The organism is Anaerobacillus alkalilacustris (assembly GCF_001866005.1).
GTDB lineage: Bacteria > Bacillota > Bacilli > Bacillales > Anaerobacillaceae > Anaerobacillus > Anaerobacillus alkalilacustris.
On the sequence record NZ_MLQR01000034.1, the window covers coordinates 1 to 13,494 of the forward strand.

At 33.0% G+C, this 13,494-nt stretch carries 14 protein-coding genes; 5 read left to right on the top strand and 9 right to left on the bottom strand.

The window, feature by feature from the left end; translation table 11 throughout:
* Positions 1–414: 414 nt before the first annotated feature.
* On the bottom strand, positions 415–1,722 hold the full coding sequence (locus BKP37_RS14555) for a globin-coupled sensor protein (protein ID WP_071310351.1): 1,308 nt from the start codon (positions 1,720–1,722) through the stop codon (positions 415–417).
* Positions 1,723–2,262: 540 nt separating this feature from the next.
* Here BKP37_RS14555 and BKP37_RS14560 point away from each other — a divergent pair.
* Complete coding sequence (locus BKP37_RS14560; protein ID WP_071310352.1) at positions 2,263–3,126, top strand: SDR family oxidoreductase; 864 nt, start codon at positions 2,263–2,265, stop codon at positions 3,124–3,126.
* A gap of 184 nt (positions 3,127–3,310) precedes the next feature.
* Here the strand turns inward: BKP37_RS14560 and BKP37_RS14565 are convergent, their stop codons facing one another.
* The 3 genes from BKP37_RS14565 to BKP37_RS14575 all read right to left on the bottom strand — a co-directional run bounded on the left by BKP37_RS14565 (position 3,311) and on the right by BKP37_RS14575 (position 5,529).
* Complete coding sequence (locus BKP37_RS14565; protein WP_071310353.1) at positions 3,311–3,751, bottom strand: Dps family protein; 441 nt, start codon at positions 3,749–3,751, stop codon at positions 3,311–3,313.
* A gap of 325 nt (positions 3,752–4,076) precedes the next feature.
* Positions 4,077–5,123, bottom strand: a complete 1,047-nt coding sequence (gene desB / locus BKP37_RS14570; protein WP_071310354.1) for a Delta(10) desaturase DesB — start codon at positions 5,121–5,123, stop codon at positions 4,077–4,079.
* A 118-nt stretch (positions 5,124–5,241) separates the two neighbouring features.
* On the bottom strand, positions 5,242–5,529 hold the full coding sequence (locus BKP37_RS14575) for a hypothetical protein (RefSeq protein WP_071310355.1): 288 nt from the start codon (positions 5,527–5,529) through the stop codon (positions 5,242–5,244).
* Between the two features lie 218 nt (positions 5,530–5,747).
* On the opposite strand from BKP37_RS14575, the gene BKP37_RS14580 reads away from it, so the two are divergent.
* Both BKP37_RS14580 and BKP37_RS14585 read left to right on the top strand, forming a co-directional pair.
* Positions 5,748–5,942: a hypothetical protein gene (locus BKP37_RS14580; protein WP_071310356.1), complete on the top strand. Its 195-nt coding sequence runs from the start codon at positions 5,748–5,750 to the stop codon at positions 5,940–5,942.
* 99 nt (positions 5,943–6,041) lie between these two features.
* Positions 6,042–6,899, top strand: coding sequence for a dimethylarginine dimethylaminohydrolase family protein (locus tag BKP37_RS14585; RefSeq protein WP_071310357.1), 858 nt, complete (start codon positions 6,042–6,044; stop codon positions 6,897–6,899).
* A 71-nt stretch (positions 6,900–6,970) separates the two neighbouring features.
* Here the strand turns inward: BKP37_RS14585 and BKP37_RS14590 are convergent, their stop codons facing one another.
* Positions 6,971–7,171: a cold-shock protein gene (locus BKP37_RS14590; protein WP_071310358.1), complete on the bottom strand. Its 201-nt coding sequence runs from the start codon at positions 7,169–7,171 to the stop codon at positions 6,971–6,973.
* Positions 7,172–7,800: 629 nt separating this feature from the next.
* Between BKP37_RS14590 and BKP37_RS14595 the strand changes: the two genes are divergently transcribed.
* Complete coding sequence (locus BKP37_RS14595) at positions 7,801–8,487, top strand: DUF421 domain-containing protein (RefSeq protein ID WP_071310359.1); 687 nt, start codon at positions 7,801–7,803, stop codon at positions 8,485–8,487.
* 222 nt (positions 8,488–8,709) lie between these two features.
* The gene (gene rluF, locus BKP37_RS14600; protein WP_071310360.1) at positions 8,710–9,420 is read left to right on the top strand and encodes a 23S rRNA pseudouridine(2604) synthase RluF; all 711 of its coding nucleotides are present in this window, start codon (positions 8,710–8,712) and stop codon (positions 9,418–9,420) included.
* Between the two features lie 214 nt (positions 9,421–9,634).
* Here rluF and BKP37_RS14605 read toward each other — a convergent pair whose 3' ends face one another.
* The 4 genes from BKP37_RS14605 to BKP37_RS14620 all read right to left on the bottom strand — a co-directional run bounded on the left by BKP37_RS14605 (position 9,635) and on the right by BKP37_RS14620 (position 13,493).
* Positions 9,635–10,906, bottom strand: coding sequence for a hemolysin family protein (locus BKP37_RS14605; RefSeq protein ID WP_084034746.1), 1,272 nt, complete (start codon positions 10,904–10,906; stop codon positions 9,635–9,637).
* Between the two features lie 305 nt (positions 10,907–11,211).
* Positions 11,212–11,946 carry an ABC transporter ATP-binding protein gene (locus BKP37_RS14610; protein ID WP_071310361.1) on the bottom strand — a complete coding sequence of 245 codons (735 nt, stop codon included), beginning with the start codon at positions 11,944–11,946 and terminating at the stop codon, positions 11,212–11,214.
* On the bottom strand, positions 11,943–12,641 hold the full coding sequence (locus BKP37_RS14615) for an ABC transporter permease (RefSeq protein ID WP_071310362.1): 699 nt from the start codon (positions 12,639–12,641) through the stop codon (positions 11,943–11,945). The genes BKP37_RS14610 and BKP37_RS14615 overlap by 4 nt, the downstream gene beginning before the upstream one ends.
* Before the next feature lie 21 nt (positions 12,642–12,662).
* The gene (locus BKP37_RS14620) at positions 12,663–13,493 is read right to left on the bottom strand and encodes an ABC transporter substrate-binding protein (protein ID WP_071310363.1); all 831 of its coding nucleotides are present in this window, start codon (positions 13,491–13,493) and stop codon (positions 12,663–12,665) included.
* Position 13,494: the final 1 nt, after the last annotated feature.

The window sequence follows — 13,494 nt, forward strand, 5'->3', positions numbered from 1 at the left end:
TCACTTAATAGAAAGAGATGTCTGTGAGGATTATCGTTTTAGCTTGAAAGAGTAACGTGTAAGCTTTTAATAGAATTGAAGAGCAAGAAAATAAGGACTTGTAAAAAAATGATATACAAGCCCCGGGTATCCTATTGCCTTTTTTCCTAAGTTGATTGATAAACTTTTCTTTAGACTGGATTATATTTTCCTGATTTAGAGGTTTAGATGTAATTTGTAAGTTATTGGCTCTTTAGCCTGATGACATTGGTTCCTTGATGCCCCACTGGTTGTTAGAACAACTTATCGGACCTTCAGGGGCAGTTAATCCCCCACCTAAACTTCTCGATTTTCTTAGGTGGGGGATTGCTCCCCATAAGAGTGGGATAAATATATTTTTAGTGGCATTATTAATGAATGATGAGATTCATTATTTTATACATTTTTTGCTGTTTCATTCAGGTTTTCTGCCGATTCAGCAACAGAAGATGTTGCTTTTCCAATCTCTTCAATAACAAGAACTAATTCTTTAAAGCCACCTTCCACTTTTTTTACTTCCTCCATACTTACCTCTAATGAGGATACAATTTCATTAAAGTTTTGTTTTGTATTTATTGTTTCTTTCTCACCTTCCCCAATAAAACCTTCAACTTCATTTAAGGACTTAGAAACATCGTTCATAAATTGAGAAGATTCTTTAATTAACGTTTTAATATTTTGCACCGAATTTTTTGTCTGCTCTGATAGCTTACGAACCTCATTTGCAACAACGGCAAATCCCTTGCCATGTTCTCCTGCTCTCGCAGCTTCAATAGCTGAATTTATAGCAAGTAAGTTTGTTTGTTCAGCGATATTTTGGACAATATTCACTACCTGTTGAATTTGCTCAGAAGAATGCATCAATTGCTCGACAACATTACTCATTTGAAGTGCACTCTCTTTAATAGTTGCCATTTTGATCTCTAAATCAATAATGCTTTTATTTCCTTTCAGTGCAGCTTCTTTTGTTTCTTGGGAAGTATTTGCACTCTTAACCACTCGCTTACTTAAGTCCATCGTACTTGAAATTAATTGCTCAACTGAGGCACTTGTTTCCTCAGATAAAGCAGCTAGTTCTTCACTTATATCAGTTATGCTATATTTTAGTTCATTTTTGACTTTTTCATATTCGACTTCTCTTTGAAGCAGATTTTCCTTCTCATATGCTTCAAGTACTAATTGCTGTTCAAAATTTAATAATTTACTGATTACATTAACACTGTCAGCTTGAGTAGACGGATCTGTAATATTTTTTTGGATGACTTGTTGTATTGAACTAAAAAGATTTTGAAAAGCACCCATATACCATTTTGGTTCTAAACCAATATGAATATGCATTTTTGCAACTTTAATTCTTTTTTCAATATAATGGTAATCAATCACACCATTAAACATCTCAAAAATATGTGTTTCAAGTGTTTGACGGAGACGATTTACTGAACTATGTTTTTCAATTATTTCCTTCAGGTTTTCCGCTTTTAATATTGTTTCATAGAATGTATCTACTAACGCTCCTTTATTTTCATTAAAAAGTGGCTGAAGCCCTTTAATTAATTTTAAATCTTCTAATGTTAAATCAATAATTTTCAACTGTTTAATAATATCATCATTGTCTGTCATTATTATGCTTCTAAAATTTTGATCTACATTTATATGGTAGCCAGCATCCTTTGGTTTTTGTTTTAATGCATTAAAAAAATTCATTTCGATGGCCTCCTAATATGTCATGAATTCATTATAAAGGCATTAAACAACATATGTATAGTTTTAAATTTTAAAAATACTATTTATTCAGTGTTAAATTATGGTGTGTTTGAAAAAATCAAGGAATATACATATAGCTGAACTTCAATCAGTGGGTTTTTCATTCATTACCTACTAATTGTTAGTTATTCTATGTCGGATCCGAACTTTAGGGTTGATCCCTATACATGCCTAGTCATCAGAATTTAATCACTTCGTATCGCACATTAGAAAAGAAAAAGCTTCACAAGTAGCTGCTCCAATTGACGCCAACAAGAAATGAATTTCATGTAGTAAATTAAGTTTTTACTTAAATGCCTCCTAGTGGTGGTAAGATACATTGTTTATTTATGGCGAACCACTCATTTTATTTGGAATTGAGGATGTGGAACTGGTAATGAAAAATTCAATTAATTTTCCGCCGATTAAAATACATTTGGATAATTTAAGTATGTTTGCATATTTTAATTTTGAAATAATTATTTTTCAAGGAGGGTTTTTATGGAAATTAAATTACCCACAGCTTTTCCACCCCAACATCAAACGAAACAACCCGGAATAGAAAAAGAAATGAATCCTCGTCCAATATTTGATGATCCATCCTATAAAGGTTGTGGAAAGCTAACTGGAAAGGTTGCTTTAATCACTGGAGGTGATAGTGGAATCGGACGGGCTGTTGCTATCGCATTTGCTAAAGAGGGAGCTAATGTTGCTATTGCCTATTTGGATGAGACTGTCGATGCAGAGGAAACAAAAGAATTAGTAGAAGCAAAAGGTGTACAATGCTTACTACTTCCAGGGAATATTGAAGATGAAGCAATATGCAAAAAGATGGTCGCTGATACAGTTTCTCATTTTGGTAAGCTTGACATACTTATTAATAATGCCGCCTGGCAAATAGTTCAAAATAATATAAAAAACATAACTAACGAACAACTAGAGAAAACTTTTCGAGTTAATATTTATTCTGTTTTTCACTTTGTTAAAGCCGCCTTACCTCACTTAAAACAAGGAAGTTCCATTATTAATACTACTTCAGTAACGGCTTATCATGGTCATGAACAATTAATTGATTATTCTTCAACCAAAGGCGCAATGGTCACTTTTACAAGATCATTGTCCATGCAACTAGCTACTCTTGGAATACGGGTAAACGGTGTGGCACCTGGACCGATATGGACTCCATTAATTCCCGCTTCCTTCCCTGCTAGCCAAGTTGCAAGTTTCGGTAGTAACACGCCAATGAAACGTGCAGGACAACCTTTTGAACTTGCTCCAACCTATGTATACTTAGCTTCTAATGATTCTTCTTATGTATCTGGACAAATTATTCATGTAAATGGAGGTGAAATTGTAAACGGATAATAAGAGATAAAAAGATACGCATCTAAAGGCAACTAACTGTGCCCATTACACGCAGTCCTTTTTTAGCTTCTTGTAATGGGCAAATTGACCCAGATTATATATTCAAACTACAGCTTTCCATTTATAAAAATTTTATGTTTCCTAACAAAAAACTGGTACCCCATTGAGGAATACCAGTTAATTTTTATCCTAAATAAGCTTTAAGCATCCAAACATGTTGCTCTAAAGAAGTCTTAATACCGATGAACATATCAGCAGTTGATTCATCACCAGCAGCTTCAGCAAGTTCAATAGTTTCATTTGATTCTGCAATTACTTTTTCAAAATCAGCAGCTAAAACTGAAACCATTTCTTTTGCCCCCTCATTACTAGAAGCTTCTTCAATAGATGAAGCTTCTAAGTATTCTTTTAGAGTAGCAAGTGGTTTACCTTCAATTGTTAATATACGCTCTGCAATTGAATCAATGTAAGTAGCAGCTTCAGTATAGTATTCTTCAAACTTTGCATGTAGTGTAAAGAATTCTGGTCCAGTTACATACCAATGATAATTGTGAAGCTTTGTAAATAATACATTCCAGTTTGCTAATTGAGAATTTAGTGAATTAACTAGTTTTTCATTTGCCATTTTTCCAAAAACACTCCTTATTTTTAATGATATATGTTATCCTAACACAGATTATAATAAATATCAAATGATAATAATTATAATAAGGGCTATTTCTTTTATCCTCTAATAATAACCTTAATGTCGAAGAGTCAAACATATTTTTAAGTATAATATAATTTTTCTATAATATGGGTTAATTTCCATAAAAAAATGAAAATAAAACAAATTAGACACAAAATGTCACTTTGAAGATTCTCTTACAAATATAAACATAACGTAAAAAAACGCTCCTTATGTCAGTTACGACTAGGAGCGCTTTTTTCTACTAAGGTAGGTAATAAAATTATAACTTACGGTATTGAATTTCCTTTACATTTAATCCATTTCCTAAAGTACTATAAACTTTTTTATCATGTGGGTCCAAGAGTTCATTCTTCTCATGATAAACTCTTGGTGTTTTCCATAGTGTCACTAAAGCTCTTGCAAACGACATCTGATGATAGCGATCAGGCCACTTTTGTAAAATAAGATCTTTTACTAAAGGGTAATATTTAGGATTCATTGTTGGAAACAGATGATGTTCAGTGTGATAAGAGAAATTAAAGTGCAACACATCTACCCATTTAGGAACAGTAACTGTTAAACAATTAGCCAATGGATCGTTAACATCTACTAGGGGATTTAAGCGATGATTAGTTGAGATATACCCCATTACAATAGAATTGGCAATGAATAACGGTAATAAATAAGCAAAAAACCAAGCTACAGGTCCAATTATAAATAGTAACCCTATCCAAAACATCCATGGTAACACAAGTTGGATGAAAACGGCTGAACGATTTTTCATATTGAACTCTTTAAAATATAGAAAGAACATATTTATTGAGTGTATCGAAAACGATACCGCTAAATATAAAAAGCCAAATATAGAACGAATTTGTAAAGGTAATTTATAAACCAACCGGACAATCCAGTTTTTTGAAAATTTATTTATACTTGGCCATGCGTCTGGATCCTTAGTTTCATCTTGAGTGTGAACGTGGTGCTCCATGTTATGCCATTTTCTCCATAAACGTGGACCAGTACATAATGGCCCGAAAAAAATTGCACCTAATAAATTTCTGATTCTCGGATTCCTAATTACTGTACCATGAAGAATTTCATGTCCTAAAAAACCCATCGCTGAAAAACTAAACCCAATGATTAGTGAAATAAATAAATTGACAATTATCGGTAATTGAATTTGACTTATCAATAACATTCCAGTGATAACAGTGATTAAATATGCTATACCTCCAAATAACCTTGTTGGCACAGGCTTAAATGCCTCCTTTGGTAATTCTGGAGAAATTCTTGCTGCGTACCATCCAAACGTCTTAAGATCGTTCATAATATCGTCTCCTTCTTAACTTCCTATCTTTAGCACTATGTTAATAGTACAAATTAATAATACCAAGACAACATAAGAGTTTCAATGTTTTTTTATTACCAGGTAATAATAATTGGTTTTAATATTGTTGTAATTGTTTTACTGATTGAATAAATAATTCAGGGCTTGAGTGAACTTGAAATGGAAAAACTCCTTCATTGGTATGTAAGTAAAGGGTTCCATATTTATTACTAGACGTCTTCCTATACGAGACATCAAACACATCTTTTAGTTTATAAGTTTTGTATGGAGAAACAATTTTTGTTTCGTATAAATACAAATAATACACATTTTCAATATACTTTTGTTCTATACCATTAATTTCTCTAAATACTTTTACATACGGCTGTTTTAAAATTAGTGACAAGTTAAGGCTCCTTCTTATAATTATTATTAGTAATCTTACCACTCATCGTTGTTCAATAAAACTCCTGGATAGAAACGAGTAAGTACTTTGTTCTTCTACGGATCGTTTTATAATCTTTTAAAATTAACTATAAAGTCTAATATAAAATATCTACCAAATAGGAAAAATAAATGGTACACTCAACAATAGAAAATTACAATTCATTAAAGGAGAAATATATGTCTACAAACGATCAAGATCAACCAAACAAGAAAAAAATCTCTTTGCACGAAGCCATTCAACAACAGTTAGCTAATAAAAAAGCAAAACAAACACAAAACAAAGAAAATAACAAATGGAGTAATACAAATCAAACAATGAAAAGCCAACAAACAAAAAAAATAAATAATCAGCGAAAGAGACAGGGAGTTTAACAAACAATTCGCACAAGCAAAAACAATACTTTATAGTAGTATTGTTTTTTTTATTTAAAGGAAATACTATATAAAAAAATAATATTTAGGGGGAAAGTAATGAGTTACGTTCAGAACATAAATGAAAAATCTTACTGTGTCAATGAATACGGGGTGCTCAGAAAAGTTATTTTATGTGAACCTAAACATATGACTATTCGTGATGTTATTAATGATACTCAAAAACATTTTAAAGATGTAGGAATCCACATAGAAAAAGCTATGGAGCAACATAAGCATTTCGCTCAAGTATTAAGGGATAACAATATCGATGTTATTTTACTACCACCTGCAAAGAAATTCCCAGAACAAGTATTTACTCGCGACATTGGGTTTACTCTTGGTCATACAATCTTTGTAGCTGATATGGCAAACAACATTCGTCGTGGTGAAGAACAAATATTAAAGGATTGGCTAAAAGGCGAAGAAGTTTCTTATTATAATATTATCGGTGACCAAATTGAAGGTGGAGACGTCATAATAGACGGTGGTACGATCTATGTAGGTATTAGTGACCGTACAAATGAAGCAGCAATTGCTCACCTGACAAGGCTACTACCTTCCTTTAATATTATTACAGTTCCTTTTCAAAATAAATATTTACATTTAGACTGTATATTTAACATTCTTTCTCCTTCAGAAGCACTCATTTATCCGGGAGTTATTGATAAAAAGAAAGAGGAATTAATAGCTTCTCGTTACGAACTAATTGAAGTAACAAAAGAAGAACAATTTACGCTTGGAACAAATGTACTTTCTATCGGTAACAAAAAAGTAATTAGCCTACCAGTTAATAAAAACGTTAATAACGAACTTCGCAAAAGAGGTTACGAGGTCATTGAGGTTGATATTACAGAAATAATTAAAAGTGGTGGATCATTTCGTTGCTGTTCGATGCCACTTGTGAGGGAAAAGTAAAATAGAGAAATTTTTTTGAACATACAAAAAGGTATCCCCAAAAGGATACCTTTATTCATTAGTTTGGTTAATTAAGCTTTAGTAACGTTAGCAGCTTGTGGTCCACGGTTACCTTCAACGATTTCGAAGTTAACTTTTTGACCTTCTTCTAAAGACTTGAACCCATCAGATTGAATAGCTGAGAAGTGTACGAATACATCGTCTCCGTCTTCGCGCTCGATAAATCCGAATCCTTTTTCTGCATTAAACCATTTAACTGTACCTTGTAACATGTGTTTTCCTCCTGATTTGTGTGCATTTCCACACGGTTTTATTCACTATCCTTGTTCATTCATAACATTTAAGAGGAAAACTTTTTAAAGCCATCCATCCAATAACATTAAAACGATCAAAAATAATTACTCTTATTATAACACCAATAAATGAAAAAATAAACCTTTTCATTATTTTTCTAATCTTTCGTAGTCACTGAAGCTATGCTTTAGGCATCTTTCACAAGAAAAGCGCAAGGCGCCTTGGTCACGGGCGAAAGGCACTGGAAGGCCTTTGACAGAAGCCGCTCTTTGGCTTCTTACGTTTACGTGCTTCTGCGTCTTCAAGCATAGCTTCGTAGCAAGCTTCCTCAAAGCAGTGTTTTGTGCGACGAATAACCGCAGGAGCAAAGCTGCATGAAGCTAATCGACGAAGGATCTCAAGCAGTAATTGAAGTCCGTTGCTTGACTGAAGTAAAAGTAATCGAGCCGATGGCGTCTGGCTAATCAGTTTGATTAATTACTTTCCTTAATAAAAAACCTATTTAATAATCTTTTGCTGGATTATTTAATAGGTTTTTTATCTTTTATTGTTTAGGTTTGAACTTCAATGCAAAAAATGAAATTGTAGGAAAAGGAGCGATCAAAAAGTGAACACAAACATTTTCCATTTAAGTATTGAATTATTCGTAGGTTTTCTAGCTTTATTAATTATTACGAAGATTTTAGGTAAAACACAAATTACTCAAATTACTCCTTTCGATTTCATTTCAGCACTAGTGTTAGGTGAGCTTGTTGGAAATGCAATTTATGATAAAGATATTAGTGTTTGGTATGTACTTTATGCAATAGCCTTGTGGGGTATGCTCATTTATACAGTGGAATTACTTACACAAAAATTTAAAGGGACAAGAAAAATTTTAGAAGGAAAGCCGGCCATCGTTATACGAAATGGAAAACTCGATCGTGATCAATTAAAGAAAAATAAATTAGATATTAACCAACTACAGCACCTTCTACGGGACAAGGATGTATTTTCAATTCGTGAAGTTGAATTTGCAATTCTAGAAGCAAACGGCTCTGTGAATGTGCTTAAAAAATCTAATTATGTAACCCCGACAAGAAAAGACCTTAACCTCACACCACAACAAGTAAATTTACCAATATCTATTATTTTGGATGGGGAGGTACTTTGGGATAATTTATCTGAAGCGGGCTTTAATGAAATATGGCTTAATCGTCAATTAACTTACCATGGCATTACCAACCCAGAGCAAGTGCTTTTTGCTGAATGGCTAGAGGGAGAACCTCTATTTGTTACTTCATATCATTTATAAATCAAAATAATAAATACTAATTGTTTTTATGTTTATAGTATTTACTGTGCTGGATTATTGTTAAAACTAATAAAAGAATTAATTAATAAAATCAAACTAAAGGTTCGTAATTCTAGGATAATTATTAAACAGGACTTTTTTTTTGAACCATGACTTTCTTGAATTTATTAGTTCACTGAGTTATCTTAAAAGAATAAATGATTATTAGAGGTGTGTTTCATAGTGCGGATTAATAAATATTTAAGCGAATCAGGGATAACATCAAGACGAGAAGCTGATAAATGGATTGCAGATAAAAGAGTGACCATCAACGATACAATTGCCGAATTAGGAAGTAAAGTTGAGGAAGGAGACGAAGTCAAAGTAGACGGAAAACCAATTACGTTAAAACAACAACACGTCTATATTGCACTTAATAAACCTGTAGGAATAACGAGTACAACGGAAAAACATATTAAAGGGAATATTGTTGATTTTGTTAATCACCCCCTACGAATTTTTCATATTGGAAGACTGGATAAAGAATCAGAAGGATTAATATTATTAACTAACGACGGGGATATCGTTAATGAAATATTACGTGCAGAAAATAAACACGAAAAAGAATATATTGTAACTGTAGACAAGCCTATCAATTCCGCATTTTTAAGAAAGATGTCTGAAGGCGTAGAAATCTTAGATACAAAAACATTGCCCTGCAAAGTTACAAAAATATCTTCAAATGTCTTCCGAATTATCCTAACCCAAGGATTAAATCGCCAAATTCGCCGTATGTGTTCCGCTTTGGGATATCAAGTGCGTAGGTTGCAACGAATTAGAATTATGAACATTCAATTGGACGGGCTTGCTAGTGGCCAATGGAGAGATTTAACAAGCAAAGAACTTGAGTATTTATTTAAAGAGTTAAATTATTATCCAAAAAAGAGAAACTAAAACTTTTTCGTAACTAAGTCCATTTTTCATTTATTAATTTAAGTGAAAGTACACTTTAGCTAGTTGAAGATTAGACATGTAAAATTAATATAATGAAATTTGCTGAACTAAATTCCCCTTTCAAAAAGATAATGAATAGAGGAGCCAATAAGGCTTCTCTATCCTGATTATATAAAAAATCCCATAGTGCGCTCTATATTATACTATTTAAAGTTTATCCAGCAGTTTGAGTTAATTTTGTACTTACTTCAACAATAGCTTTTTGAATTCTCCGATCACGAACTTCTTCAATGTAGATACGGATGTTTTCATGTTCTACTTGATCTCCCTTTTTTGGTAAATAACCTAAGATATCAGAGATCCACCCACTTAATGTATTAGAAAGAGTTTCAGGTAAAGCTACATTTACAACATCACAAAATTCTTCTACTGATATTTTTCCATCTAAACGTATTTGCCCATTTTCTAACTCTTCAATTAAAAGTTCAGTATCATCATGTTCATCCCAAATTTCACCAACAATTTCTTCAATTATGTCTTCTATTGAAATAATTCCAGCTGTTCCACCGTATTCGTCTAAAACGATGGCGAGATGAACTTTATTTTTTTGTAACTCCTTTAACAAATTAGAAATTTTCACTGAACCAATGACAAAATACGGATTACGAATAATATCATCAAGTAAAAAGGAATTATCTTGAACATATTTGGTAAAAAAATCACGATGGGAAATCATTCCCACAATATTATCGACCGAACCATCGTAGACAGGTATTCGAGAATATTTTTCCTTTATAAAAACATCCTTTAATTCCTCTACAGTACAATCTTGTGAAATCGCCACAACGTCAGGTCTTGGTGTTAATATATCTTTTACAACGATATCGTCAAATTCTAAAGCATTATGAAGTAATTCTCTTTCTTGAGTGAGAAATGTCCCTTCCTCTTCTCCAATCTCCACTAAAGCCCTTACATCTTCATCGGTAACGCTAGGTTCTTCTACTTTAGAGCCGAATAATTTATCAATTACTAATTTCAACTGTACGAAAACCCAAGTAATAGGAAAGAAGATTTTCATGACTACCTTCAGGGTCCCAGATATTGCAAGCAAATATCTCTCCGCATATTGTTTGGCTAAAGATTTTGGTAGAATTTCTCCAAAGATCAACACTAAAATGGTTAATACAATCGTTGTGAGAAAAAGAATGGTCCCTGTACTGCCAAAAATATCCGTAGCTATTTTTGTGGCAATCGCAGCCATTGCAATATTCACAATATTATTTCCAATTAAAATTGTTGATAAGCTCTGATCAAAATTCTCTGCCATCTCCAGTGAACGTTTTGCTTTTACATTGTTATTCTCCGCTTGGCTACGTAAACGAATTTTATTAACGCTAGTAATCGATGTTTCTGAAGCTGAAAAATAACCTGATAACAATAACATTGCCCCTAATAAGATTATCGAGTCATAGGGTATACTGTCCAAAATTCCATCACTCTCCCAAGTATTTATAATATAAGTATAGTTCAATATCAGCTTTTAGCAATAGTAATATTATTTATTCAAAAACGTAAATAGTACTTTCTTTCTACTTATTATTTATATTGAAACAATAACACGACCTTAAATCCAAAATAATTAAAATTCATATAAAATATAGAGCCGACATGATTATCTTTCTACAAACAATCCATACACAGAACATTCAGATAATTACCCCGAACTACTAGGGCATATTTAACCACACAAAACTCAAACAGGAACCTACTATATTAGTAGTTCCTAATTCATTATATTGTATAGAGCTCCTTCCAATTCAACAAGAAAGGGGCTGCATCTACGTTCGGTTCATTAATAACCTCTTTTGTCATTCCATGCTGAATAACTCTTCCATGAATAACAACAGCTAAACTATTCGTTAAATGGTTTATTTCAATGAGGTCATGGCTCACAAAAAGTGTTGTGGTACTAGTTTCATTTAATATTTCCTTTACTTCTTTTAGTAACTGTACCTTAGTTGGGAAATCTAAAGCAGAAAATGGTTCATCAAGAAATAATACTTCCGGTTCTAAAATTAAAGCTCTAGCAAGGTTAACACGCTGTGCTTCGCCACCTGATAGGCTTTTTGCATTTTTCTTGGCAAGATGAGAAATCTGAAATTTCGTTAACCAATAAGTGACACGCTCATGGATTTCTTTTTTTGGAGCTTTTCTAAGTTTTAATCCTAAAGCTACATTATTATAGACATTTGTATCAAAGAGAAGCGATTGCTGTAAGGCCACTGCAAATTTACGTCTAATGAATAACGAGACATCATTAGCATGTTTCTCTTCTCCTTTATAATAAACCCTTCCTTCAGTTGGGGCTTGTAATAACGCAACTATTTTTAAAAGCGTACTCTTCCCTGCTCCGTTTGGTCCTATTATTCCTAAAATCTCCCCTTCATTTATGGAGAATTCAGGAACATCTAAAATTATTTGTTTTTCTAATTGTACTTTTATATCCTTTAATATTAAGATTTTCATAGTTGCGGTTTCCTTTGTTGTAGTGACGTTAAAATAAAAGTGACGATAAATGCTAAAGTCATTAATATAAATGAAAGAGCAATGGCGATATCAAAATTTCCTTTCGATACTTCCATAACCATAGAAGTCGTTAAAATTCTTGTGTCACCCTTAATATTACCCCCAACCATCATCGCAGCCCCTACTTCAGCAAGAACTCTTCCAAAACCCGCCATGATTGCCGCCATCATCGCAAATTTCGTCTCCCTCAAAAGTAATACTAACCTTTGAAAATTAGTTGCTCCTAAAGCTTTTATTTGCAACAACATCTTATGGTCTATTTGCTGAAATGCAGCAGATGTAAGGCCAATGATAATTGGAAGCGAGACTAAAATTTGCGCCGTTATAATTGCATGAGTCGTATATAATAGCCCAAAATGACCTAAAGGGCCTGAACGCCAAAGGAGCATTGTGATATAAAGGCCAGCTACTACTGGTGGCAGCCCCATGCCAATATTAACCAAAACGAGGACAATCTTTTTCCCACGAAATGATTTCAGCCCGATTAATACACCTAGAGGTACGCCAACAATCGTACTAATAAATATGGCAGTTAAACAAACCTTCAAGGTCGTGAACGTGATTTCAAATATTTCTCTATCCCCACTAATAATCATTTCTATTGCTTTTTTAATTCCCTCTATGAACAGATCCATCTAGCAACACTCACTTAATTTTTATTCCGTATACGGGAAAAACAAAGGTTGGTCATAAAGTTCTATGCCAAACTCTTCAATAATCTGTTGTACTTCGTCACTTATCAAGAATTTAACAAATAACTTAGCATCATTATCATTTACTATAGGATGCTTTTGTTCATTGACTTGCATAACATGGTAAATATTTAATAGAACATTGTCACCTTCAACGAGAATATCCATATGTTCAAAATTTTTCAAATGGGATAAAAACGTTGCTCGATCTGTTAATACATATCCATCTCTTTCTGCGCTCACTTGAAGTGTACTTCCCATCCCTTGACCAGTTTCAACATACCAGCTCTCATTGGTTGGTTTGATTCGTACCTCTTCCCATAAATTTAATTCCATCATATGTGTTCCAGAATTGTCCCCTCTTGATACAAACGTTGAGCCAGAAGCAAAGATTTTTACTAATGCCTCTTGTACTCCTAAACCTCTTATACTAGCAGGATCATCACTTGGACCTACAACGATAAAATCATTGTACATAACTCGTTTTCTATTAATGACATCTTTATTCTCTACTAATTTCTCTTCAGAACTAGAAGCATGAGTAAGTAAAACATCAGCCTCTCCCCTTTCTCCTAACGCTAACGCTTGTCCTGTTCCAACAGCGATTGTTTTTACATATACATTGTGCGTTTCTTCAAAAACTGGAACAAGAACATCAAGCAAACCACTATCTTGTGTACTTGTCGTTGTTGCTAATATAAGTTCTGTTGATATATCTTTATTATTATTTGAACATGCTCCCAATATAAGCAATAGGATAGGAAGCAAGCGTAGCATTATTTTTATATTTTTCATC

What these genes read in the sequence shown, in the direction of transcription:
- BKP37_RS14555 (WP_071310351.1), bottom strand. Translation starts at nt 1,722, where the DNA reads ATGAATTTTTTTAATGCATTAAAACAAAAACCAAAGGATGCTGGCTAC.
- BKP37_RS14560 (WP_071310352.1), top strand. Translation starts at nt 2,263, where the DNA reads ATGGAAATTAAATTACCCACAGCTTTTCCACCCCAACATCAAACGAAA.
- BKP37_RS14565 (WP_071310353.1), bottom strand. Translation starts at nt 3,751, where the DNA reads ATGGCAAATGAAAAACTAGTTAATTCACTAAATTCTCAATTAGCAAAC.
- desB (WP_071310354.1), bottom strand. Translation starts at nt 5,123, where the DNA reads ATGAACGATCTTAAGACGTTTGGATGGTACGCAGCAAGAATTTCTCCA.
- BKP37_RS14580 (WP_071310356.1), top strand. Translation starts at nt 5,748, where the DNA reads ATGTCTACAAACGATCAAGATCAACCAAACAAGAAAAAAATCTCTTTG.
- BKP37_RS14585 (WP_071310357.1), top strand. Translation starts at nt 6,042, where the DNA reads ATGAGTTACGTTCAGAACATAAATGAAAAATCTTACTGTGTCAATGAA.
- BKP37_RS14590 (WP_071310358.1), bottom strand. Translation starts at nt 7,171, where the DNA reads ATGTTACAAGGTACAGTTAAATGGTTTAATGCAGAAAAAGGATTCGGA.
- BKP37_RS14610 (WP_071310361.1), bottom strand. Translation starts at nt 11,946, where the DNA reads ATGAAAATCTTAATATTAAAGGATATAAAAGTACAATTAGAAAAACAA.
- BKP37_RS14615 (WP_071310362.1), bottom strand. Translation starts at nt 12,641, where the DNA reads ATGGATCTGTTCATAGAGGGAATTAAAAAAGCAATAGAAATGATTATT.
- BKP37_RS14620 (WP_071310363.1), bottom strand. Translation starts at nt 13,493, where the DNA reads ATGAAAAATATAAAAATAATGCTACGCTTGCTTCCTATCCTATTGCTT.